Source organism: Geodermatophilus sp. SYSU D01119, assembly GCF_054049975.1.
Genome location: NZ_JBJGYL010000001.1, coordinates 1 through 22,331, shown reverse-complemented (window position 1 = coordinate 22,331; position 22,331 = coordinate 1). Strand labels below are relative to the sequence as shown.

Annotated in this window: 25 protein-coding genes; 13 read left to right on the top strand and 12 right to left on the bottom strand. The window is 78.2% G+C overall.

Annotated features, from left to right (window positions below; translation table 11 throughout):
- Nucleotides 1-82 precede the first annotated feature (82 nt).
- Nucleotides 83-919, top strand: a complete 837-nt coding sequence (locus ACI79X_RS00125; protein ID WP_457023384.1) for a class I SAM-dependent methyltransferase — start codon at nucleotides 83-85, stop codon at nucleotides 917-919.
- A gap of 57 nt (nucleotides 920-976) precedes the next feature.
- Here the strand turns inward: ACI79X_RS00125 and ACI79X_RS00120 are convergent, their stop codons facing one another.
- The 3 genes from ACI79X_RS00120 to ACI79X_RS00110 are packed head-to-tail and all read right to left on the bottom strand — an operon-like array spanning nucleotide 977 to nucleotide 3,255.
- A complete protein-coding gene (locus tag ACI79X_RS00120) occupies nucleotides 977-1,423 on the bottom strand; it encodes a YdeI/OmpD-associated family protein (protein WP_457023383.1) in 447 nt (148 codons plus the stop codon).
- 48 nt (nucleotides 1,424-1,471) lie between these two features.
- Nucleotides 1,472-2,116: a response regulator gene (locus tag ACI79X_RS00115; RefSeq protein ID WP_457023382.1), complete on the bottom strand. Its 645-nt coding sequence runs from the start codon at nucleotides 2,114-2,116 to the stop codon at nucleotides 1,472-1,474.
- The gene (locus tag ACI79X_RS00110; protein WP_457023381.1) at nucleotides 2,113-3,255 is read right to left on the bottom strand and encodes a sensor histidine kinase; all 1,143 of its coding nucleotides are present in this window, start codon (nucleotides 3,253-3,255) and stop codon (nucleotides 2,113-2,115) included. The genes ACI79X_RS00115 and ACI79X_RS00110 overlap by 4 nt, the downstream gene beginning before the upstream one ends.
- A 106-nt stretch (nucleotides 3,256-3,361) precedes the next feature.
- On the opposite strand from ACI79X_RS00110, the gene ACI79X_RS00105 reads away from it, so the two are divergent.
- The 4 genes from ACI79X_RS00105 (at nucleotide 3,362) to ACI79X_RS00090 (ending at nucleotide 6,291) form a co-directional block, all read left to right on the top strand.
- Complete coding sequence (locus tag ACI79X_RS00105; RefSeq protein WP_457023380.1) at nucleotides 3,362-4,249, top strand: ATP-binding cassette domain-containing protein; 888 nt, start codon at nucleotides 3,362-3,364, stop codon at nucleotides 4,247-4,249.
- Nucleotides 4,246-4,989, top strand: a complete 744-nt coding sequence (locus ACI79X_RS00100; RefSeq protein ID WP_457023379.1) for a hypothetical protein — start codon at nucleotides 4,246-4,248, stop codon at nucleotides 4,987-4,989. The genes ACI79X_RS00105 and ACI79X_RS00100 overlap by 4 nt, the downstream gene beginning before the upstream one ends.
- Before the next feature lie 72 nt (nucleotides 4,990-5,061).
- The gene (locus tag ACI79X_RS00095; RefSeq protein WP_457023378.1) at nucleotides 5,062-5,925 is read left to right on the top strand and encodes an SRPBCC family protein; all 864 of its coding nucleotides are present in this window, start codon (nucleotides 5,062-5,064) and stop codon (nucleotides 5,923-5,925) included.
- 150 nt (nucleotides 5,926-6,075) lie between these two features.
- Nucleotides 6,076-6,291, top strand: a complete 216-nt coding sequence (locus ACI79X_RS00090; RefSeq protein WP_457023377.1) for a hypothetical protein — start codon at nucleotides 6,076-6,078, stop codon at nucleotides 6,289-6,291.
- 132 nt (nucleotides 6,292-6,423) lie between these two features.
- Here ACI79X_RS00090 and ACI79X_RS00085 read toward each other — a convergent pair whose 3' ends face one another.
- Nucleotides 6,424-7,530: a winged helix DNA-binding domain-containing protein gene (locus ACI79X_RS00085; protein ID WP_457023376.1), complete on the bottom strand. Its 1,107-nt coding sequence runs from the start codon at nucleotides 7,528-7,530 to the stop codon at nucleotides 6,424-6,426.
- A 32-nt stretch (nucleotides 7,531-7,562) separates the two neighbouring features.
- Complete coding sequence (locus tag ACI79X_RS00080; RefSeq protein ID WP_457023375.1) at nucleotides 7,563-7,892, bottom strand: hypothetical protein; 330 nt, start codon at nucleotides 7,890-7,892, stop codon at nucleotides 7,563-7,565.
- Between the two features lie 138 nt (nucleotides 7,893-8,030).
- Between ACI79X_RS00080 and ACI79X_RS00075 the strand changes: the two genes are divergently transcribed.
- Together ACI79X_RS00075 and ACI79X_RS00070 are read left to right on the top strand one after the other, a co-directional pair.
- On the top strand, nucleotides 8,031-8,246 hold the full coding sequence (locus tag ACI79X_RS00075) for a hypothetical protein (protein WP_457023374.1): 216 nt from the start codon (nucleotides 8,031-8,033) through the stop codon (nucleotides 8,244-8,246).
- Complete coding sequence (locus ACI79X_RS00070) at nucleotides 8,243-8,824, top strand: hypothetical protein (RefSeq protein WP_457023373.1); 582 nt, start codon at nucleotides 8,243-8,245, stop codon at nucleotides 8,822-8,824. The genes ACI79X_RS00075 and ACI79X_RS00070 overlap by 4 nt, the downstream gene beginning before the upstream one ends.
- On the opposite strand, the gene ACI79X_RS00065 is transcribed toward ACI79X_RS00070, so the two are convergent.
- On the bottom strand, nucleotides 8,808-10,148 hold the full coding sequence (locus ACI79X_RS00065) for a PRC-barrel domain-containing protein (RefSeq protein ID WP_457023372.1): 1,341 nt from the start codon (nucleotides 10,146-10,148) through the stop codon (nucleotides 8,808-8,810). The genes ACI79X_RS00070 and ACI79X_RS00065 overlap by 17 nt on opposite strands.
- Nucleotides 10,149-10,520: 372 nt before the next feature.
- Between ACI79X_RS00065 and ACI79X_RS00060 the strand changes: the two genes are divergently transcribed.
- Nucleotides 10,521-11,219 (top strand): SPFH domain-containing protein, encoded by a 699-nt coding sequence (locus ACI79X_RS00060; RefSeq protein WP_457023371.1) that lies wholly within the window; start codon nucleotides 10,521-10,523, stop codon nucleotides 11,217-11,219.
- Nucleotides 11,220-11,241: 22 nt separating this feature from the next.
- Here the strand turns inward: ACI79X_RS00060 and ACI79X_RS00055 are convergent, their stop codons facing one another.
- Both ACI79X_RS00055 and ACI79X_RS00050 read right to left on the bottom strand, forming a co-directional pair.
- Nucleotides 11,242-12,519: an MFS transporter gene (locus ACI79X_RS00055; protein WP_457023370.1), complete on the bottom strand. Its 1,278-nt coding sequence runs from the start codon at nucleotides 12,517-12,519 to the stop codon at nucleotides 11,242-11,244.
- A gap of 8 nt (nucleotides 12,520-12,527) precedes the next feature.
- Complete coding sequence (locus tag ACI79X_RS00050) at nucleotides 12,528-13,358, bottom strand: alpha/beta hydrolase (protein WP_457023369.1); 831 nt, start codon at nucleotides 13,356-13,358, stop codon at nucleotides 12,528-12,530.
- Between the two features lie 227 nt (nucleotides 13,359-13,585).
- Between ACI79X_RS00050 and ACI79X_RS00045 the strand changes: the two genes are divergently transcribed.
- Both ACI79X_RS00045 and ACI79X_RS00040 read left to right on the top strand, forming a co-directional pair.
- Entirely contained in the window at nucleotides 13,586-14,584 is a 999-nt protein-coding gene (locus ACI79X_RS00045) for a helix-turn-helix domain-containing protein (protein WP_457023368.1), read from the top strand.
- Nucleotides 14,547-15,296 (top strand): AraC-like ligand-binding domain-containing protein, encoded by a 750-nt coding sequence (locus ACI79X_RS00040; RefSeq protein ID WP_457023367.1) that lies wholly within the window; start codon nucleotides 14,547-14,549, stop codon nucleotides 15,294-15,296. The genes ACI79X_RS00045 and ACI79X_RS00040 overlap by 38 nt, the downstream gene beginning before the upstream one ends.
- Before the next feature lie 121 nt (nucleotides 15,297-15,417).
- Here the strand turns inward: ACI79X_RS00040 and ACI79X_RS00035 are convergent, their stop codons facing one another.
- The 4 genes from ACI79X_RS00035 to ACI79X_RS00020 are packed head-to-tail and all read right to left on the bottom strand — an operon-like array spanning nucleotide 15,418 to nucleotide 20,199.
- A complete protein-coding gene (locus ACI79X_RS00035) occupies nucleotides 15,418-16,041 on the bottom strand; it encodes an SDR family NAD(P)-dependent oxidoreductase (protein WP_457023366.1) in 624 nt (207 codons plus the stop codon).
- The gene (nhaA, locus tag ACI79X_RS00030; protein ID WP_457023365.1) at nucleotides 16,038-17,969 is read right to left on the bottom strand and encodes a Na+/H+ antiporter NhaA; all 1,932 of its coding nucleotides are present in this window, start codon (nucleotides 17,967-17,969) and stop codon (nucleotides 16,038-16,040) included. Before nhaA ends, ACI79X_RS00035 begins: the two co-directional genes overlap by 4 nt.
- Nucleotides 17,966-18,808 carry an SDR family oxidoreductase gene (locus ACI79X_RS00025; protein WP_457023364.1) on the bottom strand — a complete coding sequence of 281 codons (843 nt, stop codon included), beginning with the start codon at nucleotides 18,806-18,808 and terminating at the stop codon, nucleotides 17,966-17,968. Before ACI79X_RS00025 ends, nhaA begins: the two co-directional genes overlap by 4 nt.
- 38 nt (nucleotides 18,809-18,846) lie before the next feature.
- The gene (locus tag ACI79X_RS00020) at nucleotides 18,847-20,199 is read right to left on the bottom strand and encodes a reverse transcriptase family protein (protein ID WP_457023363.1); all 1,353 of its coding nucleotides are present in this window, start codon (nucleotides 20,197-20,199) and stop codon (nucleotides 18,847-18,849) included.
- A 323-nt stretch (nucleotides 20,200-20,522) separates the two neighbouring features.
- Here ACI79X_RS00020 and ACI79X_RS00015 point away from each other — a divergent pair, with 323 nt between their 5' ends.
- The 3 genes from ACI79X_RS00015 (at nucleotide 20,523) to galE (ending at nucleotide 22,258) form a co-directional block, all read left to right on the top strand.
- Nucleotides 20,523-20,840 (top strand): hypothetical protein, encoded by a 318-nt coding sequence (locus tag ACI79X_RS00015; protein ID WP_457023362.1) that lies wholly within the window; start codon nucleotides 20,523-20,525, stop codon nucleotides 20,838-20,840.
- A 134-nt stretch (nucleotides 20,841-20,974) separates the two neighbouring features.
- Nucleotides 20,975-21,253: a DUF1905 domain-containing protein gene (locus tag ACI79X_RS00010; RefSeq protein ID WP_457023361.1), complete on the top strand. Its 279-nt coding sequence runs from the start codon at nucleotides 20,975-20,977 to the stop codon at nucleotides 21,251-21,253.
- 36 nt (nucleotides 21,254-21,289) lie between these two features.
- Entirely contained in the window at nucleotides 21,290-22,258 is a 969-nt protein-coding gene (gene galE, locus ACI79X_RS00005; RefSeq protein WP_457023360.1) for a UDP-glucose 4-epimerase GalE, read from the top strand.
- Nucleotides 22,259-22,331 lie beyond the last annotated feature (73 nt).

Here is a 22,331-nt window from a genome sequence, read left to right as displayed (position 1 = left end):
CGGTGCAGCCGATCTGCAACGCACCGGGGCCACCGTCGTCCCGTGCCGGGGACCACCCGGCAGACGACGGAGGAGACGACAGATGACCGACACCCTCGACGCGACCGCCGCCGACCGCGCGCTCAAGGCGAGGCACCGGGCCATGTGGGGCCTGGGCGACTACCCGTCGGTGGCGCGCGACCTCATCCCGGAGCTGGGCCGGGTCCTGGTCGACGCCGCCGGGGTGCGCAGCGGCGAGCGGGTGCTCGACGTGGCGGCCGGCACCGGCAACGCCGCGATCCCGGCCGCGCTCACCGGCGCGGAGGTGGTGGCCTCCGACCTGACGCCCGAGCTGTTCGCGGCCGGCCGCGAGACCGCCGCGCGCGCCGGCGCGGAGCTGACGTGGGAGGAGGGGGACGCCGAGGCGCTGCCGTACGCGGACGCGAGCTTCGACGTCGTCCTGTCCTGCGTCGGCGTGATGTTCGCGCCGCACCACCAGCGGGCCGCCGACGAGCTGGCCCGGGTGTGCCGCCCCGGCGGGCGGATCGGGCTGGTCAGCTGGACGCCGGAGGGCTTCGTCGGCGAGATGTTCACGACGATGAAGCCCTACGCGCCGCCGCCCCCGCCCGGCGCGCAGCCCCCGCCGCTGTGGGGGGACGAGCAGCACGTCCGCGACCTGCTCGGCGACCGGGTCACCGACGTCGTCGCGCGCCGGCAGGTCGTGACCGTCAGCGGCTGGCCCTCGGCGGAGGCGTGGCGCGACCAGTGGAAGACCGTCTACGGGCCGACGATCGCCGTCTACCGGAACATCGCCGACGACCCGGAGCGGGTGGCGGCCCTCGACCGCGACCTGGCCGCGCTGGTCGCGCGCTACGACCGCGGCACCGACGGCGTCGTCCTCGACTGGGAGTACCTGCTGCTCACCGCGCGCCGCGCCTGAGCAGCCCTCGCCCGGGCACCCGTCGCCCGGCCGCTGTCCCGGCGGCCGGGCGCGGGCTCAGGAGGACAGGGCGGCGACCACGGCCGAGACCCGCCGCGCGCGGGTCTCGGGCTTCTTGGCCTCGGTCACCGACCGCGCGTGCTCCTTGCGGTGCGAGTAGGCGAGCGCGTCGAACGCGTCGCGCAGGCCGGCCGCCGCGAGCGCCTCGGCCAGGTCGTCGGGCACCTCGACGGTCCGCTCGGCGGCGTCGTGGGCGAGGACGACGTCGACGGTGTCGCCGGTGTCCACGCCGAGGGCGGCCCGGCGCTCCTTGCTCAGCCCGACGAGGTTCTCGCCGCCCATCCGCGCGAGCCGCGCCTCGACGGTCGCGGCACCGATGGTGATCCGCACCGGGAAGGCCTTCGCGCCGCCGCCGAGGGAGGCCGCCTGCTCGTCGGTGAGCACGATCGCCGCCGCCGGCCCGCGCCGCTCGAGGGTCGTCGTCAGCCGCAGTTCCGAGGTCACCCGGACACCCTGACGTCTGCCGGGCCGTCGCGGTAGCCCCCGCGCGGGTCAGGTCAGCGGCACGAGCCCGGACTCGTAGGCCGCGATCACGGCCTGGGTCCGGTCGCGGGCGCCCAGTTTGCGCAGCAGGGCGCTGACGTGGGTCTTCACCGTCTGCAGGCCCAGGTACAGCTCGGCGGCGATCTCGCCGTTCGACAACCCGCGGGCCATCAGCACGAGGACGTCCCGTTCCCGGGACGTGAGCTCCGGCGCCTCCCGCCGCGGGATGGCGGGCAGCGACCGGGCGGCCAGCCCGCGGATCGCCGCCGGGAACAGCAGGCTCTCCCCGCGGGCCACGACCCGGACGGCGTCGGCGATCTCGGCCGGCCGCGCCCGCTTGGGCAGGAAGCCGTCGGCGCCGGCCGACAGCGCCGCGTGGACGTTCTCGTCCTCCCCGAACGTCGTCACCACCAGCACGCGCGGGGGATCGGCCAGCCGCCGGCGCAGGTCCCGGGTCGCCTGGATGCCGTCCACCAGCGGCATGCGGATGTCCATGACCACCACGTCGGGACGCAGGCGCGCGACGAGCGGGACGACGACGGCGCCGTCGGCCGCCTCGCCGACCACCTCGATGTCGTCGCGGGCGTCGAGGATCGCGCGCAGGCCGCCGCGCACCAGTTCCTCGTCGTCGACCAGCAGGACCCGGATGGTCACGTCGCCCCGCCGACCGGCAGCCGCACCTCCATGCGCCAGCCGTCGCCGGCCGGTCCGGCCTCCGCGGTACCGCCGAGCACGGCAGCGCGCTCCCGCATCCCGCGCAGGCCGCTGCCCGCGCCGGTGCGCAGCCCGGCCGCCGCCGATCTCGGCACGGGGTTGGACACGGTCAGGCGCAGGGCCCCGCCGGCCACCTCGACGTCCATCCGGACCGGCCCCGGACCCGCGTGGCGCAGGGCGTTGGTCAGGCCCTCCTGCGCCATCCGGTAGGCCTCCCGCGAGACCAGGGGCGGCAGCTCCGGCACCGGCCCACTGACCCGCACGTCGAGGTGCGCGCCCGCCGCCCCGGCCGAGCGCACCAGTCCGTCCAGGTCGTCGAGCGTCGGCGAGTCCGGCGGCGGCGGGGCGTCCCGGAGCAGCGCCAGCACCCGCTCGAGGTCGGTGGCCGCCTGCCGGGCGCTGTCCTCGATCGCGCCGAGCGCCCGGGCGACGAAGGCCGGGTCGGACCCCGCGACCTCCCGGGCCGCCCCGGCCTGCAGCAGCGTGACCGTGAGCGCGTGGCCGATCGAGTCGTGCAGCTCGCCGGCCAGCCGGGTCCGCTTCAGCAGGCGCTCGGTGCGGGCGGACGAGGCGGCCAGCCGCTCGGTGAGCGACGGCGACAGCAGCAGCCGGGCGGCCCGCGCGGCGAGCGCTCCGAGTCCGGCGAGCACACACGTCAGCACTCCGGCCGCCAGGACGCCGAGCGGCAGCGCCGCCCGTCCGCCCCCCACGACGACGGCCACGGCGCCCGCCGCGGACTCCGCGGCCAGCAGCCCGAGCTGCACCCGCACGACCAGCCACAGCAGCAACCGGCCGCGGTCGCGCCACGTCCGCGCCGGCTCGACGGTGACGTCGTCGTGGCCGGGCACGAGGAGGGCGCGCGCCTGCAGCCCCTCGCTGCGCCGCACGGCCGGCACGCAGGCCAGGACCGCCAGCAGCGGCACGGGCGCCAGGTGCAGCCCTGCCAGCGTCGGCGCCGACATGTCCTCGAGGCCCGGCCAGACGAGGCCGCAGGCCACCGCGGCCCAGGCGCCGACGGCGAGGTGGACCGCCCGCGTCCAGGTCGACCGGCCGGCCACCGACCGCAGCACCGCGCGCACCCGCCGAGCATGGCGCGTCCGGCGGGGGAGGACCTCCCGCTGGGGAGGGAGACGTCCGGACCGCGCGGGGGACGCCGCCCGGCCGGCATCCGGCCACGGTGGAGCCGTGATCGAGGTACGCGGGCTGGGCAAGCGGTACGGGTCGGTGGTCGCCGTCGACGACCTGACCTTCGACGTCCCCGAGGGCAGCGTGACGGCGCTCCTCGGCCGCAACGGGGCGGGCAAGTCGACGACGCTGCGGATGTTGCTGGGGCTCGACCGGCCGTCGGGGGGTACGGCCCGGATCGCCGGCCGGGCGTTCGCGGACCTGCGGGCGCCGCTGCGCACGGTGGGCGCGCTGCTCGACAGCAGTGCCGCCCATCCCGGGCGCACCGCCCGCGACCACCTGCGCTGGCTGGCGGCGAGCAACCGCATCCCCCGGGAGCGGGTGGGCGCGGTCCTCGAGCTCACGGGGCTCCGCGGGGCCGCCGACCGCCGGGTGCGCGCCTTCTCCCTGGGCATGCGGCAGCGGCTCGGGGTCGCTGCCGCCCTGCTCGGCGACCCCGCGGTGCTCCTCCTCGACGAGCCGGTCAACGGCCTGGACGCCGACGGCATCCGCTGGCTGCGTTCGTTCCTCCGGGACCTGGCGGCGGAGGGCCGTACCGTCCTGCTGTCCAGTCACCTCCTCGGGGAGGTGGAGCGCACCGCCGACCACCTGCTGGTCATCGGGCGGGGACGCATGCTGGCCGACGCGCCGCTGCCCGCGTTCCTGGCCGAGCACGCCGGCCGCCGGTCGCGTGTCCGGACGGCGCAGCCCCGCCGCCTGCGGGAGCTGCTCACGGCGGCGGGAGCAACGGTGGCCATCGACGGCGACGCCCTGCGGGTGGACGGGCTCGACCAGGACGCCGTCGGCTCGCTCGCCGCCCGGCACGGCGTGCCGCTGCTCGAGCTGGTGGCCGACGGCCGGTCCCTCGAGGAGGCATTCCTCGCCCTGACCGACGGGAGCGCGGCATGACCGCCGCGCTGCACGCCGAGTGGATCAAGGCGGTGACGGTCCGCTCGACCTGGCTGTGCCTGGCACTCTTCGCCGTCGCGGTGGCCGGCATCGGCGTCGCCGTCGTCGCCTCGGTCGGCGGCGCGGAGGTCGCCTCGCCCGACTACGACCCGGGGACGATCGCCTTCTACGGCCTGAACTTCGGCCACGTCGCGGTGATCGTCCTCGCCGTGCTGCTCAGTGCCGGCGAGTACGCCCGGCGGACCGTGCACGCGTCGTTGGTCGCGGTGCCCCGTCGCGGGGTCTTCCTCGGCGCGAAGGTCGCCGTCTGCGCGGTGCTGGTGCTCGCCGTCTGCTCGGTCACCGTCCCGGTCACCCTGCTGAGCACCCAGGCGTTCCTCGGTCCCGACGCCGTGTCCCTCGCGACGCCGGGGATGCTGCGCTCGGCGGTCGCCGCGGCCCTCTACCCGACGCTGCTCGCGGTCTTCTGCCTCGGCGTGGCCGTGCTGGTGCGCGACCAGACCGCCGCCCTCGGGCTGCTCGTGCCGTTCTTCTTCCTGCTCTCGCCGCTGCTGGAGCTGGTGCCGGTGCTCCAGCGCGCCGCGGTCTTCCTGCCCGACCGGGCCGGCGCGGTCGCCGTCCGGCTGGACCCCCGGCCGATCGACGTGTTCGGTCCGGGAACCGGCCTGGCGGTCCTCGGGCTGTGGGCGGCCGCGGCGGTGTCGGCCGCCTGGTGGTCCCTGCGCCGGCGGGACGCGTGACGACCCCGCCGTTTCGGCCGGAGTGGTGCCGGTCACATCCCTCCCGAGATGTCCGATGACGGAGGGATGGCGATGACCACCAAGGTGGAGAAGTCGATCCAGGTGGACGTGCCGGTGCGCACGGCCTACGACCAGTGGACCCAGTTCGAGGACTTCCCGCACTTCATGGGCGGGGTGAAGGAGGTCCGGCAGCTCACCGACGAGCGGCTGCACTGGGTGGCCGAGATCGCCGGCGTGCGCCGCGAGTGGGAGGCCGCCGTCCTCGAGCAGGACCCCGACCGGAAGGTCGCCTGGGCCGCCACCAGCGGCGCGACCAACGCCGGCGCCGTCCGCTTCGAGGCCGCCGGGCCCGACTCGACCATCGTCTACCTGGAGCTCGAGTACGAGCCCGAGGGCCTGGTCGAGCAGGTGGGCGACAAGCTCGGCATCGTCGAGCGGCAGGTGCGCTCGGACCTCGAGCGGTTCAAGTCCCTCGTCGAGAGCCAGGGCTACGCCTCGGGCGCCTGGCGCGGGTCGGTCAACGAGCACATCGACGTCGGCACCCCCGGCGTCAACGACGCCTACGGCTCCGCGGGCGACAAGGGCAAGGCCGGCGTCTCCCCGACGGCGGTCGCGGCGGGGGTGGCGGCGGTGGCCGGGGCCGCGGTGGCCGGGGTGGCCGCGGCGACGTCCGGCAAGCAGGAGACGACGACGCCCGCGCAGACGGCCACGCCCACGGAGACGGTTCCGCCCGGGACGACCACGGAGCAGGGCGTCGTCCAGCCGCAGGAGGTCACCGTCGTCGACCAGCCGCCGCCGGACGCGATCGTCCGCGACGACGTCCTCGTGCCGGAGTCCGACGACGAGGGCTACACCGCCGGCCCGTCGACCGAGGGCGTCGAGCACGGCACGCGCCGGGACGGCGACGACCCGATGCTCGGCGGCGGCAGCCGCTGACCGCTCCCGGCACGGAGTAGGCCCGCGGCGGGGCCTCGACGACCGCTCGCTCCTCCGGTGGGAGCGGGCGGTCGTCGTGCTGCGCGCCGCCGCCTGCCTCGGGGCTGCCCTCGCCACCGCGGGGGTGCTGCCGTGGTGAGGTCCCACCCGGTGCGCGGGACCGGGGACGACGGCCCCACCGAGTTCGTCCTCGAGCGCCGCGCCGCCCTGCTGCGCACCGCCTGCCTGCTCACCGCCGACCGCGGGCCCGGCGAGGACCTCGTGCAGGTGGCGCTGCTCAGGAGCCACGCGCGCTGGGGCCGGGCCCGGGCCGCCGACCCGCGGCGGCTGTCCCCGCGTGTGCACACCGCGCTCGTGCTGCGCTGAATTGCCGACCACAGCGAGGCCGGGACCGCCCGGCTGACGGGCTGCTCGGTGGGCACCGTCGGCAACCACGTCGGGCTGACCGAGCAGGACGCGGCCGAGGGCGCGGCGGCCTGTCCCGTGCCGGGGTGGGGGTCAGCCGACGGTGAGCCCGCCAGGGACGCCGTCGCCGAGGAAGGCGGCCAGCCGGGTGCCCTCCTCCTCGAGCTCGGCGCGCTCCGCGGCGGTCAGTGGGCGCAGCGGGGACACGGTGACGTCGACGCCGCCGTCGTCGCGGCCCGCGCTGGTCCAGGTGGCCGACACCGCGCCGTCGACCAGCACGAACCGCGCCCCGGCCACGCTGAGCCCGCGGTGCTCGTCGGCGATCACCCGTGACCGGTCGTCGTAGCCGAGGACGGCGTTGTCGAAGGCGGGCAGGAAGCGCACCGGGGCCGGCTCGGCGGGGTCGGGCAGCGGGCCGTCCTCGACGTCGAGCAGCTCGCGGCCCCGCTCGTCGCGGAACGACCGCAGCCGCGGCCGCAACCGGGTGACGACGGCGGGCAGGCCGGACAGCCCGCACCAGGCGCGCAGGTCGGCGCTCGCGGCCGGGCCGTACGCGCGCAGGTAGCGCAGCACCAGCGCCTCGAGGACGTCGTCGTGCGGCCCGCCGGCCAGGTCGCGCCCCAGCCAGGCGCGCACCGTGGTGTTGCGGGCCGGTGCCGGCGTGCGCCACAGCCCGCGCGGGGTCGTCTGCACCAGCGGCACGAGGCTCGACAGCGCGTCGCCGAGGTCGCGCGCCGCCGCGCCGGGCCAGCGCTCGGCGAGCAGCCGGCCGACCTCGGGCAGCAGCCGCGGCTGCTCGGCGAACAGCGGCTCGCCCGTAGCCGCGAGCTCGGCGAGGTCGACCCCGGGCAGCCGGCGGCCGAGCGTGCCGGTCATCCGCGCGAGCAGCATCGGCTGGTGCACCGGCCGCAGGGTCAGGCAGTCCTCGGCGGTGACCAGGTGCAGCGTGCGCCGCATCAGCTGCGTGCGGACGACGCGGCGCGACTCCAGCAGCCCGTCGAGCCCGGCCGGACGGAACCCGGCCAACCGCGACCACAGCCCGACGTGCGGCTCCTGCGGCTCCTGGGCCTGCAGGCCGGCCAGGTGGTCGACGGCGGCCAACGCATCGCGCCGGTCGCGGCGCAGCAGCAGCTGCCGGGCGAGCGTCGCCCGGTTGAGCGCACGCCGGCCGAGCACCTCGGCTCCCCGGCGCGCGCCCACCCCCGCTGTCTACCGCGGGGGACCGACAGCCGTCAGGCGGCCAGCGGGTGGTGGTGGCAGCGGCCGGCGCTGGTGGCGCGCGCGGCGCAGGGCGCGCCGGCCTTCGTCACGCCGCCGGTGTCGCCGCAGCGGGCCGGGGCGGCGGGCGCCTCGACGACCTGCTCGGCCGGCAGCGCCGGACGCGGGAAGGGGAGGACGACGGCGTCCTGCTCGACGACGGCCGGCGGCTCCGCGACGGCGGGTGCGGCGGGGACGGCGGCCGGCGCGGCGACCGGGCGGGCGGCCCGGCGGTGCAGCGCCGAGGCGGCGGTCAGGCCGGCGGTGAAGGCGGCGAGGGCGGTGGCGACGTGGCTGGCGCGCATGTGCGTTCCATCGGCGGACGGCGCTCCCGCGCAGAACGCGGTCGTCCCACCCGTCACTCGTGTCCCTGCTCACCCGGTCAGGTGTGTCGCGCCTGCTCGGCGGCCTGCCCGGCGCCGGGTCGCCTTACCGTCGGAGCCGTGACGGTAGACGCGAGCGGTGCCCGCCGCCGGGCCCGCGCGGCCTGGCCGGTGTGGGCGGTCAGCGTGCTCGCCCTGCTCGCGCTCGCCGTGTGGGCCGACGGCGCGGACGTCGTGTACCTGGCCGTCGGCGCGGTGGCCGGGGGCCTGGGCGCGCTGGTCGCCGTCCGGCTGGCCGGCCGCCGGCGGCGCCGCCACCCGACCGCGGTCCGGTGACGACCGGCGTCCGGTCGACGAGGCGGCGGGTCCTCGTCGTGGCCGCCGTCGTCCTGCTCGTCTGGGCGCTGGCCGTGGTCCTCGCCCTGCTGCTGCGCGACTCGGGCTGGGACGAGGAGCCGGCGCAGGTGCCCCTCGCGTTCCAGGTCGCCGGCTTCGTCGTGGTCGCTCTCGGGGGTGTCGTCGTGCTCGTCGGCCTGGTCGCGGCGCCGGTGAACTGGCGCCGCCTGGCCGCCACCCCGGACCCGCTCGTCGGTCTCGACCGGGTGGAGCGTGCCGACCTCCTGGCCCAGGTGCGCGGACGCCGTCCGGTCGTCCCGGACCGGATCGAGCCGGCCCGGTCGCTCGCCACGCGCACGGCCGCGCAGTGGCCGTTCCCGGTCCTGTTCTCCGGGAGCCTGCTGTGCACGGTCCCCGGGTCGCTCTCCTCGCCCACGCCGGTGCGGCTCGTGCTCATGGCCCTCTCCGGGGCCTTCGTCGTCACCGGAGGGCTCTACGTCGCGCTCGAGGTCCGGCGGGCGCGGCGGTTCCTGGCCGCGCACCCGCCGGACCTCGAGGTGGTCAGCTCCGGCCGGTGACCTTGCCCGCGAGCTGCTGGATCTGCCCGTAGTCGCCGTAGCCGGCGCCCACGACGTACCCGGTGCCCAGGCCCGCGCCGAGCGCGGTCAGCCGCACGAGGCGCTTGCCCTTCTTCTTCAGCCGGTGGCCGGCCTCGGCGACCTCCTCGGGCACCTGCCCGACGGCGCGCTCGGCGCGCATGGCCGCCCGCAGGCCGCTCTGCCCGAGCTCGGCCCCGGCCTCGGCCGCCTTGGTCACCGCCGCGGCGGCCAGCCCGGCACCCGCCTCGAGCGCCTGCCGGGCCACCTCGGCGCCGGCGTTCGCGCCGGTCTGCAGCGCGTGCCCGGTGGTGGCCAGCAGGGGAGCGGCCGCGGCGGCGCCGGAGCGGGTGGCCCCGAGGACCTGGGCGGCCGCGTTGCTGACGGCCGGGCCGGCGGCCGCGGCGCCCGAGCGGGCCGTCTCCCGCACCTGGTGCACGGCGCCGCTCACGGCGGGGACGGCGGCGGCCGCGCCGGAGCGGGTGGCCTCGCGCACCTGGTGCACGGCGCCGGTCACCACGGGCGCGGCGGCGGCCGTCACCTGCTCGAGGCGGGCGCGCCCGGTGGCCGGCACGGAGGCGGCCGACCGCCGCGCCCTCGCGGCCTTCCGCCCGGCCTTCCGCCCGGCCCGCGAGGCCGTGCGCGACGCCGAGCGCTGCGCCTTCCGCGCCGTGCGCCGCGCGCCGCGCGACGCCCGGGCCGGCGGCTTCTGGCGGCGGCGCAGCAGCGTGAACACCACGGCGCCGACGGCCAGCGCGGCGGCGACGGCCGCGCCGATCCGGCCCGCGCCGCCGCCGGCCGGCTGCTCGGCGCGGCCGAAGTCGCGGTCACCGGGCTGCGCCACCGGCGGCGGGGCCGGCAGCTCCTCCGCGACGGGCGCGGCGTCGGCCGGCGCATCGGGCAGCGGCACCGGGTCGGTGTTCGGGCCGCCGACGGTCGTCGTCGCCTCGGGCTCCGCGCCCTCCGCGGGCAGCAGGCTGTCGGACTCCGACGTCGTCGCCTCGATCCCGTAGTGCCGGTAGAGCGCCGCCTCCTGGTCGGTGCTGAGCTCCCGGCTCTCGCCGTAGCGCGGCGCGCCGTCGACCAGGCCGCGCTCCACGGCCACCTGCACGTGCTCCCCGGAGCCCGTGGCGCCGACCAGCGGGACGACGACGGTCGACCCCGCGTGGTCGGCGTACAGCCACTCGGGCTGGCCGGTGTCGTCGTCGGCGAGCAGTGCCGTCACCGTGCCGATCTCGTTGCCGTCGCGGTCGACGACGGTCTTGCCGATCCAGTCCGTGACCTGGTCCCTGTCGGGCAGTGTCATCGCGTCTCCCCACCTGAGGACCGGGCCCTCCTGGCCCGGTCGCACCGCGTATCCGACGGCCCCTACCCCGCGACCCCCGGGCCAACCGGCCCGGAAAAGCAGCGGCGGGACGGGGACGACCGTGGCACGCTCCTGCGGCCCGTGGTCAGCAGCCGGGCGGCATCGCCGCCGCAGGTCCTGCGCGTCGGCCTCGGGCACCTGTAGGGGTACTGCGCTGTGGACGCACGGGTTCGACTCCCGACGCCGTCCGGCGCCCGGCCATCCCGGCCCCCGGCGGTCTGCGGCGCTGCGCGCGCCCCCCGCCGCGGGCCCGGCCGGGCGCCGGGCGGTCGCGTGCGGCGCGGCCGGACGGATCGGGAGGAGGCAGGGGACGTGCGGGTCGTCGTGCAGGAGTGGGAGCGGGTCCTGGTCTACCGGGACGGCCGCTTCGCCGAGGAGCTGGGTGCCGGGCGGCACCGCAGGCCGCGCCGCAGGCGGCGGTTCGTGCGGGTCGCCGTCCGCCCGCGGCTGCTCGTCGTCCCCGGCCAGGAGGTGCTCACCGCCGACGGGCTGTCGGTGCGGGTGAGCCTCACGGTCACCGCCCGGACGGCGGACCCGCGGCGCTGGCACGAGGCCGTCGACGACGCCGACGCGCTGGTCTACGCCACGGTCCAGGTGGCGCTGCGCGAGGCGGTGGCCGGGCGCACCCTCGACGAGCTGCTCGCCGCCCGCGCGACGCTGGCCGACGAGGTCCGCGAGCGCGTCGGTGCCGCGCCGGAGACGGTCGGCGTCGTGCTCGAGCGGGTCTGGCTGCGCGACGTCATGGTCCCGGCGGAGCTGCGGCACGCCGCCGCGGAGGCCGCGACCGCGCGGGCGCAGGGCCAGGCGGCGCTGGAGCGGGCGCGGGCCGAGGTCGCCGCCACCCGGGCGATGGCCAACGCCGCGCGGATGGTGGCCGAGCAGCCTGCGCTGCTGTCGCTGCGGACGCTGCAGGCGGTCGAGGCCGGCCGGGCGACCGTCGTCCTCACCACCGGCACGGCGGCCCCGGGCGGCGTGCCCGGTGGCGCGCCCGGCGTCGTCGAGCCGGACTGACCGCGGGCCGGTGGCCGGGGACTCACCCGGCCACCGGCTCCCGGCGGGCGGCGGTCTCGTCGGCGCGCAGCCCGCCGGCGGTGACCGCCACCAGCGCCAGCAGCGGCGGCACCGTGCCGGCGAGCAGGAACACCCACCCGGTGCCGAGCAGCGACCCCAGCGGCGCGGCCAGCGCCATCGACACCGGCAGGAACGCCAGTGACACGAAGAAGTCCAGGCTCGACACCCGGCCCAGGTACTCCGGCGCCACGCGCACCTGCAGCAGCGTCCCCCAGACGACCGCGCCGGCCGAGTACGTCGCCCCGACGACGGCCGTGCACAGCGCCACCAGCCAGACCTGGTCCACGACGCCGACCAGGGCCATCGGCGCGGTGCCCAGGCCCCACACCAGCGCGAGGAACGACAGGTCCCGCCGGGGCAGCGGCCGGGAGGCCACCAGCACCGCGCCGACCACCCCGCCGGCGCCGAACGCGGCCAGCACCGCCGCGAACGCCCCGGGCCCGCCGCCGGCGTCGGTGACCACGAACGGCAGCAGCACCTCGATCGGGCCCTGCACCAGCACGAGGATCGCGCTCGCCAGCAGCAGCGTCGTCCGGATCCAGCGGGTGCCCAGGCCGTAGCGGACGCCGTCGCGCACATCGCGCAGGCTCCCGCCGGAGTGCCCCTGCCCGTGCGCGGGAGCTGCCGGGCCCGGGGCGGGCCGCGGGAGGCGGGCGGCGGCCAGCGCCGCCGCCACCTGGGTGGCCGCGACGACGGCGAACGACCAGCCCGGCGACGTCTCGCGCACCACCAGCCCGGCCAGCGCGGGCCCGGCCACCAGCATCGCCACCGGCCGCAGCACGCCCTCCAGGCCGTTGACGGCGAGCACCTGACCGGCCGGCACGGTGCGCGGGACCAGCGCCGAGTAGGCGGGGAAGAAGAAGCCGTCGGCCAGGCCCAGCAGCAGCGCCAGCCCGGCGAGCACCGGCGTCGTCAGCGCCTCGGACAACGACAGGGCGGCGAGCAGCGCCGTCCCGCCCGCCTTGACGGCCGCCACCCCGGCGAGCACCGCCCGCTGGCTGCGCCGGTCGGCCACCGCGCCGCCCACCAGGACGGCGAGCAGCACGCCGACCGACGCCGCGGTGGCCACCGCCGAGACGTCGCCGGCGTCGCCGCCGGTCCCCACCAGCTGGAAGACGTAGGTGACCGTCCACGTGCCGGTGCCCACCAGCGACAGCGCCAGCACCGCCGCCAGCCACCGGTAGGGCCCGCCGCGCAGCGGGGCGAGGATCCCGGCGGGATTCGTCGGACCCGTGTGCACGGCGCCGCTCAGGCCTGGCCGACGGGCGCGGGCGCCCCCACGCCGTGGCGGGCCAGGAAGTCGAGCACGGTGCCGGCCACCTCGGCCCACCCGGAGTCCGCGCCGAGGGAGTGCCCGCGGTCGGGGAAGGTCACGAACTCGGTGACGCCGGTGCCGTGCCGCCGCTGGATGCGGTACGCCGCGCGGGAGGCCGCCTCGGGCACCGTGCGGTCCCGCCCGGCGCCGATGACGAGCACCGGCCCGCGCTCGCGCCGGGTCTCGACCGCGGCCTCGCTGCGCGGGGTGAACGCGGCGAGCCCCGCCTGGAACAGCGGCCGCGCGGGGGAGGGGATGGCGAATTCGGTCCAGAGCCGGTCGGCCTCCTCGCGCGGCACGGCGCTGGCGAACCCGCGCGCCCACGTGTCCGGGGTGTGCGCCCAGGTGCGCCGGCGCAGGCCGGGGCGCGACAGCACCGGCCAGGCCGTGCGCAGCTGCGCCGGCGGGAGCACCAGGTTGCCGCGGAACTGCGCCGGCGAGAGCGCCACGCACGCCCGGGTCAGGCCCATCCCGTGCAGCTTCTGCGCCACCAGCCCGCCGAACGAGTGCCCGACGACGACCGGCGGCGACGGCAGCCCGGCGATGACCTCGGCGTGGTGCCGTGTCACGTCCTCGATGCCGACGCCGGCCACCGCCTCGGGGTGCGCCCGCGCCTCCTCCGTCGTCGGCGGCTCGCCCGGCCAGCCCGGCGCGACGGGGTCGTAGCCACGGGCGGCGAACAGCTCTCCCCACGGCCTCCAGCTGCCGGCGTGCAGCCAGAGGCCGTGCACGAAGACGACGGGAACGGGCGCGGCAGCGGTCACGGCGGGCCTCCGGGGTGGGGGTCGCGGCTCCCGGTCGGGCCGCGGGTGCCGCGGACGCTAGGGGCGCCGGACCGGCCGTGCTGTGCCCAGGCTGACCGGCACCGGACCCTGGGTGCCCGCCGCGGCGGGCCGCGCGCGACCGGCTTCCGCCGCCCGCCGGGCCTGGCCAGGATCACCGACGACGCGCGACGACGACGTCCCCCAACCCCCTGCCTCCCGGAGCCGCCGTGGCCACCCTGGTCGACACCGACGGGCTCGACCCCGCCGACCGCCGTCCCGGCCGGGTGGCCGACCTGCTCGAGGCCACCATGTCCTCGCGCATCCGCTTCCCCGACCCGTCGGTGCCCGCCCGCGCGCGGCTCGACGGCTGGGACCTGGCCGGCGTCTCGGTGCTGCGGCTGGACCTGACCGGCGAGGTGACCCTGCTGCGCACCGCCCGGCACGCCCGCGCCGACCCCGAGCCCGTGCTCTCGCTGGCCGTGCAGGAGGCCGGCACCGCCCGGCAGGAGCAGTCCGGTGCCCGGCGCGAGGTGGCCGGCGGCGAGCTGTCGTTCACCGAGGTCTCCTCGCCCTACGAGTACCGCTGGTCGGGGCGCGGCGTGTGCCGGGCGCTGCGCATCCCGGCCGCTCGCCTCGGGCTGCCCATCGACACCGTCCGGCGGGCGCTGCCGGTGGCCGCCACCAGCCCCCTGTACGACCTGGTGCGGGCGCACGTCACCCAGCTCACCCGCGACGTCGCCCAGCTGGCCGCCGAGCCGCTCGTGCACTCGCTGGCCTCGGCGACGGTCGACCTCACCCGGGCGCTGCTGGCCTCCGCCGTCGACGGCGCGCGCGGCGCCGAGGACGTGCTGGGCGAGACGCTGCTGACCCGGGTGCGCGCCTACGTGCGGCAGCACCTTCCCGAGCCCGACCTCGACGCCGAGCGGATCGCCCGCGCGCACGCGGTCTCGGTGCGCCACCTCTACCGGACCTGCGCAGCGGCGGGGCTCAGCCTCGAGCAGGAGGTGATCTCGCAGCGGCTGGAGGGCGCCCGCGCGGAGCTGGCCGGGCCGGGCACGCGCTCGATCGCCGTCGTCGCCCGCCGCTGGGGGTTCACCGACCCGTCCTACTTCGCCCGCCGCTTCCGCGTCGAGTACGGCCTCAGCCCGCGGGAGTGGCGCGACGTGGCGCGGGGGGAGGCGCTGACCGGTGCTGCTGGTGGACACGGACCTGCTGCCGCGCGGTGAGCGGCGGGGCGCGCTGACCGAGGCCCTCTACGCCGCCACCAGGGCCACCCGGCTCGGGCTGGGGGAGGGGCCGGCCGGTCCGCGGGCCCGGCTCGACGCGTGGCCGTTCGGCCCGGCGGCGTTCCTGCGCGCCGAGGGGCTAGGCCTGGCGATGGCCCGCTCGGCCGCGGCGGCCGCGCACGACGACGAGCCGTACGTGTCGGTGGCCGTGCACCTCGCGGGCGCCGGGCGCAGCGAGCACCTGGGCCGTCGGCGGCTGCTGCGTCCCGGCGACCTCGCCGCCATCGACCTGCGTGCCCCCTACTCGTTCGCGTGGGAGGGCGAGGCGGCGAACCTCGCGCTCGACGTGCCGGTGGCCGAGCTGGGGCTGCCCGCCGACGTCGTGCAGCGCGGCAGCGCCTCCCTCGAGCGCAGCGCCGTCCACCCGACCGTGCGGGTGCACCTGCAGCGGCTGGCGGCCGGCGTCGAGGCGGTGACCGCCGACCCGCAGGCGCCCGCCGTGGCCGCGGCGACCCTGCGGCTGGTGCGGCTGCTGCTGGCCGGCGCGGCCGGCGACGGCGCCCGCGCCCGGGACGCCCACGACGCCGCCCTGCCCGACTTCCTCGACGCGCACCTGCGGCGCACCGGCGACCGCGACGCAGTCCGCGCGGCCCGGGCGCTGGGCACCGGGCCGCGCTACCTCGTCCGCCGCTGCCCGGGTGCCGTGCGCTGACGGTCAGTCGCGGCCGACCACCGCGGGACCCACCGGTGCTCCCTGCGCGGTGATGTGCACCTGCGGCGTGTTCCGCCGGGGGAACGCGCCGCAGGTGCACATCACCGGGCCGGCCGACGGGTCAGCCGTAGCGGGTGGCCAGCAGCGAGACCTCGGCAACGTTCGTGGTCGGCGGCATCGTCGTGGTGAACACGACCGTGCGCGCCACGTCGGCCGGGGTCAGCGCGGCGCCGTCGGCGGTGGTCTGGGTGGCCACCCACCCGACGGCGACGTGCCGCACCCGCACCAGCGTGCCGCCGAGCTCCACCCGCAGCGTGCGGGCGAGCTGGGCGGCCCCGGCGGCGGTGGCGGCGTGCACCGCGAACGCGGGCACCAGCTCCGACGCCGCCGCCGACCCGACGAGCACCAGATCGGCCGGGCGGTCGTTGGCCGCCGCGGTGAGCAGGTCGTCGAGGAACGCCCGCGCGGCGAGCACCGCGTCCCCGGCACCCTGCTCGACCATCTCCGCCCAGCGCTCGGCCCGCGTCAGCCCGAACGGGCCGCCGCCGATGCCGCCGAGCGCCGCGACCACCAGGTCGACGCCGCCCAGCCGTTCGCGCACGCCGTCGGCGTCGGCCACCACCTCCCGGGCGCTGGCGACCTGCTCCACCTGCGCGCCGCCCGCGCGCAGCTCGGCGGCCACGGCGTCGGCGACGAGCGGCAGGCCGATCACCACCGCGCGCCGCCCGGAGACCGGGGCGCTCACGCCGGCTCCCCGACCGGCGGGCGCACCGGCAGCGCGTCGTCGAGGTCGTTCTCGTCCTCGGGCTCGGGTGCCGCCGCCTTGACGCGGGTGCGCCCGGCGGTCATCTCCAGCGCGGTGCGCATCGGGGCGACGTCGAGCGGGCCGTCGTAGAGCTGCCCGTTGACGAAGAACCGCGGCGGCTCCTCCAGGCCCATCGCCCGGCCCTCCTCGTCGTCCTCCCGCACCCGCGCGGCGAAAGAGCCCTCGGCCACCGCCGCGTCGACCCGCGCCAGGTTCAGCCCGGCGTCGACGGCGCAGCGCCGCACGGCGCGGTCGTCCAGGCGGCCGGCGCGGGCGGCCAGCGCGTCGTGCATCGGCCAGAACCGCGACTGTGCGGCGGCGGCCTCCGCGGCCTCCGCGGCGCGCCGCGACACCGGGTCGTCGGTGAGCAGGTGGCGGTAGACGAAGACCAGGTCGTCGCCCAGCGAGCGGCGCAGCTCGTCGACCACCTCCGCGGTCCGCCCGGCGTTGGTGAACACGAACGAGGCGTAGACGACGAGCTCCATCGGCGCCCCGACCCGGCCGCGCACGTGGTCGCGGGTGGCGCTCACCGGGCGGCTCAGCCGCTGCCGCCCGGGCAGCCGGGTGCGGTCGATCGCCCGCACCACCGCGACGACGCCGAGCGCGACGACGGCGGCGGTCACCGAGGCGGCGAGCACGCCGATGCGCGCCTGCGACGCCAGCGCCGGGTCCTCGAGCGCCAGGTCGATGATGAACAGCGAGATGGTGAACCCGACGCCGCTGAGCAGGCCCGCGGCCACCACGTGCCGGGCGAACAGGCCCGACGGCAGGCGCCCGACGCCCAGGCGCACCGCGGCCATCGACGCGCTGGCCACGCCGAGCACCTTGCCGAGCACCAGCCCGGCCACGATCGCCCACGTCAGCCCGGACGTCGCGGCCGCCGCGAGCGTCTCGGAGGTGAGCACGACGCCGGCGTTGGCCAGCGCGAACACCGGCACGACGACGAGGTTCACCCACGGCCGGAACAGCCGCTGCCCGCGCTCGTTCACCGACACCGAGCGGGTCAGGCTGAGCACCGCCCGGTGGGCGCCCCCGGAGGTCGGGGTGCGGCCGTAGTCGCGCGCCGCGGCCTCGGCGGCGTCGACCTCGTCGGGGCTCGGCGGGTGGATCGGCAGCAGCAGGCCGATGGCCACGCCGGCCACCGTCGGGTGCACGCCCGAGGCCAGCACGCCGAGCCACACCGGCACGGCCAGCAGCAGGTAGGCCCCGCCGCGCCACACCCGCATCCGGCTGAGCCCCACGACGGCGACCAGCCCGACGACGGCGACCGCCAGCGGCAGCAGCGTGAGGTCCTCGGTGTAGGCGATCGCGATGACGGCGAGCGCGCCGACGTCGTCGACCACCGACAGCGCCAGCACGAACGCGCGCAGGTTCACCGGCACCGACCGGCCGACGACGGCCAGCAGGCCGAGCACGAACGCGGTGTCGGTCGAGATGACCACCCCCCACGCGGTGCGCGCCTCGGCGGGCTGGTCGGTGAGCCCGGCGATGGCGAGGAACACCAGCGCGGGCACCACGAGCCCGGCGACCGCGGCGACGACCGGGATGCGGATGCGCCGGGTGTCGCGGAACTCGCCCAGCACCAGGTCGCGCTTGACCTCGAGGCTGATCAGGCAGAAGAACAGCGCCATCGCGGCGTCGTTGACCCAGTGCCGCAGGTCCATCTCCAGCACCGCGTCGCCCAGACTGATCGCGAACGGGGTGTGCCAGACGTCCTCGTACGCGGAGCCCGGCACGTTCGCCCACAGCAGCGCCAGCAGCGTGGCGAGCAGCAGCACCCCGGCGGCCGCGGCGTCGGAGTCGGCCACGCGCATGGCCCGGCCGAGCAGCGACGGCCGCTCCTCGTCGGCCCGAACGACCCCCCTCACCGCAGCCGCTCCGCGCGCCGGCCGGGCAGGAACTGGTCCTGCCGGGTGGGCAGCACCAGCAGCTCGGCGAGGTTCACCTGCGCCGGCAGGCCGGCGCCGAAGAGCACCGTCGCGGCCACGTCGGCGGGGTCCATGGGCACGATCACCTCACGGTGCTCGGCCCAGCCGCGGGCGGTGCCGTCGTGGCTGATGTCGGAGCCGAAGTCGGTGTCGGTGAGCCCGGGCGCCACGACGTGCACGCGAACGCCGCGGCGGCCGTACTCGGCGCGCAGCGTGCGGGCCAGCTGCGCCACCGCCGCCTCGACGGCCGAGTAGACGGCGTAGCCGGGGAAGCGCACCTGCCCGGCGAGCGCGCCGATGAGGAACAGGTCGGCGGCGCGGCCCTCCTCGGCGGTGGCGAGCAGGTCGCGGGCGAAGGTCTGCGCGGTGCGCAGGATGCCGCCGAGGTTGACGTCGATCATCTCGATCCACTCGGCCGGCACGCCGTCCTCGAACGGGGCGCCGGTGAGCACGCCGGCGCCGGCGACCACCAGGTCGGCCGGGCCGAACCGGTCGTGCAGGGCGTCGAGGGCGTCGGCGAGGTCGAGCCCGTCGGAGACGTCGGTGGCGACGACGAGCGTGCGGTCGGGGTCGGAGGTGCTCTCGGCGACGGCGGCCATGCGGTCGCCGCGGCGACCGAGCAGCGCGACGCGGCAGCCGGCGTCGACCAGGGCCCGCGCGGTGGCGGCGCCGATGCCGCTGCTCGCGCCGGTGACGACGGCGACCCGGCCGTCGAGCCCGCCGCGGGTGGCGGCGGCCGCTGGCGCGGTCGCGGAGGACGGAGGTGGAGGTGGGGGCACGGGTCTCCCTCTCGGAGGACAGCAGGGGGACGTGACGATCATGCCGTCCCGGGGGCGTCCCAGTCGATGCGCTCGGCGAGGGCCCGCAGGCGGGCGCCGAGCACCGGGTCCACCGAGGAGGCCCAGGCCACGCGCCCGAGGACGTGCTCGCGGAACGTCGCGGGGTCGCGGTCGCGCACCTGCGACGCCCAGCCGGAGACGGCGCAGTTGTGCAGCAGCGCCCGCAGCGCGTCCCGCTCCGTTCGGGGCAGCGTGGGCCGGACGTTGACGACGGCGCCGAGCACCGTCTGACGGCGGCCGCGGCCTGCGCTGCGGGTCTTCCCGGGGTGCACGCGGAAGCCCTCGTCGGCGGCGATGGCGGCGACCCGGGCGGCGAACGCCGGCCGGCGGAGCGCGGGCGGGCCGCTGAGGAACAGGTCGTCGACGTAGCGGGTATAGGTCGCGCCGGCCGACGCAGCGAGGCCGGCCAGCCGCCGGTCGAGCCGGGCGCACACGAGGTTGGCCAGGGCGGGGGAGGTGGGCGCGCCCTGCGGCAGGTGCGGCACGGCCAGCCGGCGACCGAGGCGGGCGTGCCGGTCGCGGGCGGCGGGGTCGGCCGGCACCGGCACCCGCCGCCACACCGCGGCCGGCACCACCGTCGTCACCAGGCCGGTCACCGCGTGCGCCACCGGCTCGGTCAGCCCGGTCACGCCCTGCAGGACGCCCCACACCCGGCCGGCGGTCACGGTGGCGAAGAACGCCTCGAGATCGAGGGCCAGCACGGTGTCGGCGCCGGCGTGCGGGGCGGCCGCGGTGCGCACCGAGCGGCCCGGGACGCAGCCGTGCGCGGCCGGGTGCGGCGGCACGGGCGCGACCAGGTGCCGCAGCAGCCGGCGCTGGACCTCGCGCAGCCGCGGCTTGGGCGCCGCGAGCAGCCGGACGCCGCCGGGCCGCTCCACCACCCGCCACCGGTAGTGCCTCAGCGCCTCGTCCGGGGCGGTGCGCTCCAGCCCGCGGACGTCGGCGAACCAGGCCAGCTCGCCCTGGTCGACGTCGAGCAGGCGGGCCAGCGCGGCGAGGTCGGGCACCTCGGTCAGGCCGGGCCGGGGCCGCACCACACGGGTGGGCACCGGCTCGCGGCGCCGCACCCGCGGGGCGACGTCGGCGGCCTGCCCCTGCGCCCAACCGCGGGTCGAGGTCAGGAAGGCGGCCAGCTCGCGCGGCCGGTCGGCCGGGGCGTCCCGGTAGGCCTCGAGGACCTCGCCGACCAGCGTGCCCACCCACCGCGGGGCCCGGGCGTAGCCGAGCGCTACCGCGACCCGGCGGACCGCATCGCGCCGCCGCCACGGGCCGGCGAGCAGCGCGGTCGCGGTGCCGGAGGCGGTGGCGGCGGCCTGGCGCGGCGTCGTCACCGGTGCGCGCGGTGGGGCGGGCAGCCGCTCCCCGTGGGAGGCGCCGTCAGGTGCGCGGAGCGCGCCGTCCGGCGGGTGGTGCCGATGCCGGCCTGGACCTGCTGCCCCGGGGTTCCCCCGGGAGACCGGTCGCTGCCGGTCGTCCTGCCCGCCCCACCGCGCACGCGTCGCACCGTAGCGGCGCGGGACGACGTCGTCCGGCCGCCGCCCGCTGGGACGCCTGGGGCGGGTGCGGTGGCCACCGTGTCGCCGGCGGCACGGCACTCCCCGCCCGCGCGGGCGCGCCCCGACAGTGGAGCGCCACCGGCAGGGAGGAGAGGGACGTGAGCGTCACCCCCGAGGACGTCTTCGCCTGGGTGCAGCGGGTCCGCGACGACGGGCCCGGCGTGTGGGCGGTCGTCGACTCCCTCGACGCCGCGGAGACCCGCGACCTCGTCGGCCACCTGCTCGCCTACCTCTGCGCGCTGACCACCGCGCAGGACGGCGCCGCGGCCGCGCTCGGCGCCCGCTTCCGCGCCGAGCCAGGCATGTCCGACGCCCGCCGGCTCGCCGTCCTGCGCGCGTGGCTCGACGCGCTGCCGCTCGGCACGCCGGGCCTCGCGGGCGTCATCCGGGGGATCGGGGAGGCCGAGGCCGCCTGACCCGGGGCCGCCTGACCCGGGGCCGCCTGACCCGGGGCCGCCTGACCCGGGGCCGCCCGACCCGGGGCCGCCTGACCCGGGGACGCCCGACCCGGGGCCGATGAGTCCCGGGCGCCGGGGCGGTCGACAGCGGCATGGCAGCCCAGGAGCTCGACGCCTCGTTCACCGCGCCCCTCGAGAAGGACGGCGCGTTCCCCACCTTCGTCACCGTGCCCGACTCGGCCGCGCTGTTCGGCACCCGCCGGGCGGTGAGGGTGGAGGGCACCGTCGACGGGCACCCGTTCGCCGCCACGTGCATGCCGTCGGGCGACGGGCCGCACTGGCTGCCGCTGCGCCGGGCGATCTGCGTGGCGATCGGCAAGGACGCCGCCGGCCAGGAGGTCGCCGTCCACCTGCGGCAGCGGCTGTCCTGACGCGCGGCCCGGCGCCCGCCGGGGCAGGCTGACCGGGTGAGCTGGCTGGTCACCGGGGGTGCCGGGTACGTCGGGGCGCACGTCGTGCACGCCATGGTGGCGGCGGGGGAGGACGTCGTCGTCCTCGACGACCTGTCCACCGGCGACGCCGGCCGGCTGGCGTCGCTGCCGCAGGTGCCGCTCGAGGTGGGCTCGGTGCGCGACCGCGGCATGGTCCGGCGGGTGCTGCGCGAGAACGGCGTCACCGGCGTCGTGCACCTCGCGGGCAAGAAGCAGGTGGCCGAGTCGGTGGCCGACCCGCTCCTCTACTGGGCGGAGAACGTCGAGGGCCTGGTCGCGCTGCTCGAGGGCTGCCGCGCCAAGGGCGTGACCCGTTTCGTCTTCTCCTCCAGCGCCTCGGTCTACGGCATGCCCGACGCCGACCGGGTCGACGAGGACACCGCCTGCTGCCCGCTGTCGCCCTACGGCCGCACCAAGCTCGCCGGCGAGGACCTGCTGCGCGACTGCGCCGCCTGGGGCCTGGCCGCGACGAGCCTGCGCTACTTCAACGTGGCGGGAGCGGCGGCGCCGGAACTCGGCGACCGGGGGACGGCCAACCTCGTGCCGCTCGTGTTCGAGGCGCTCGACGCCGACCGGCCGCCGCTGCTGTTCGGCGACGACCACCCCACGACCGACGGCAGCCCGGTGCGCGACTTCGTGCACGTCTCCGACGTCGCCGACGCGCACGTGGCCGCCGCCCGCGCCCTGGCCGCCGGGCGGCCCGGGGGCACCTACAACGTGGGCCGCGGCGAGGGCAGCAGCGTGCTGGAGGTGCTGCGGGTGGTCGCCGAGGTGACCGGCGGGGACACGACGCCGCAGGTGACCGGCCGGCGCCCCGGCGACCCGGCGCGGGTGGTCGCCGCCGTCGACCGGATCGCCCGCGACCTCGGCTTCCGGGCCACCCGCGACCTGCGGGACATGATCACCAGCGCGTGGACCGCCTGGCGGGCGCTGCAGCCGCTCTGACCGGGCCTCCCGGAGCGACACGGCTCCTCCGGGCCGGGCCGTGCTCTGAGTCCGCCGCGGACTCAGAGCACGA

Coding starts and splice junctions, on each gene's coding strand:
- ACI79X_RS00125 (WP_457023384.1), top strand. CDS start 83: ATGACCGACACCCTCGACGCGACCGCCGCCGACCGCGCGCTCAAGGCG.
- ACI79X_RS00010 (WP_457023361.1), top strand. CDS start 20,975: ATGGCAGCCCAGGAGCTCGACGCCTCGTTCACCGCGCCCCTCGAGAAG.
- ACI79X_RS00095 (WP_457023378.1), top strand. CDS start 5,062: ATGACCACCAAGGTGGAGAAGTCGATCCAGGTGGACGTGCCGGTGCGC.
- ACI79X_RS00100 (WP_457023379.1), top strand. CDS start 4,246: ATGACCGCCGCGCTGCACGCCGAGTGGATCAAGGCGGTGACGGTCCGC.
- ACI79X_RS00080 (WP_457023375.1), bottom strand. CDS start 7,892: ATGCGCGCCAGCCACGTCGCCACCGCCCTCGCCGCCTTCACCGCCGGC.
- ACI79X_RS00065 (WP_457023372.1), bottom strand. CDS start 10,148: ATGACACTGCCCGACAGGGACCAGGTCACGGACTGGATCGGCAAGACC.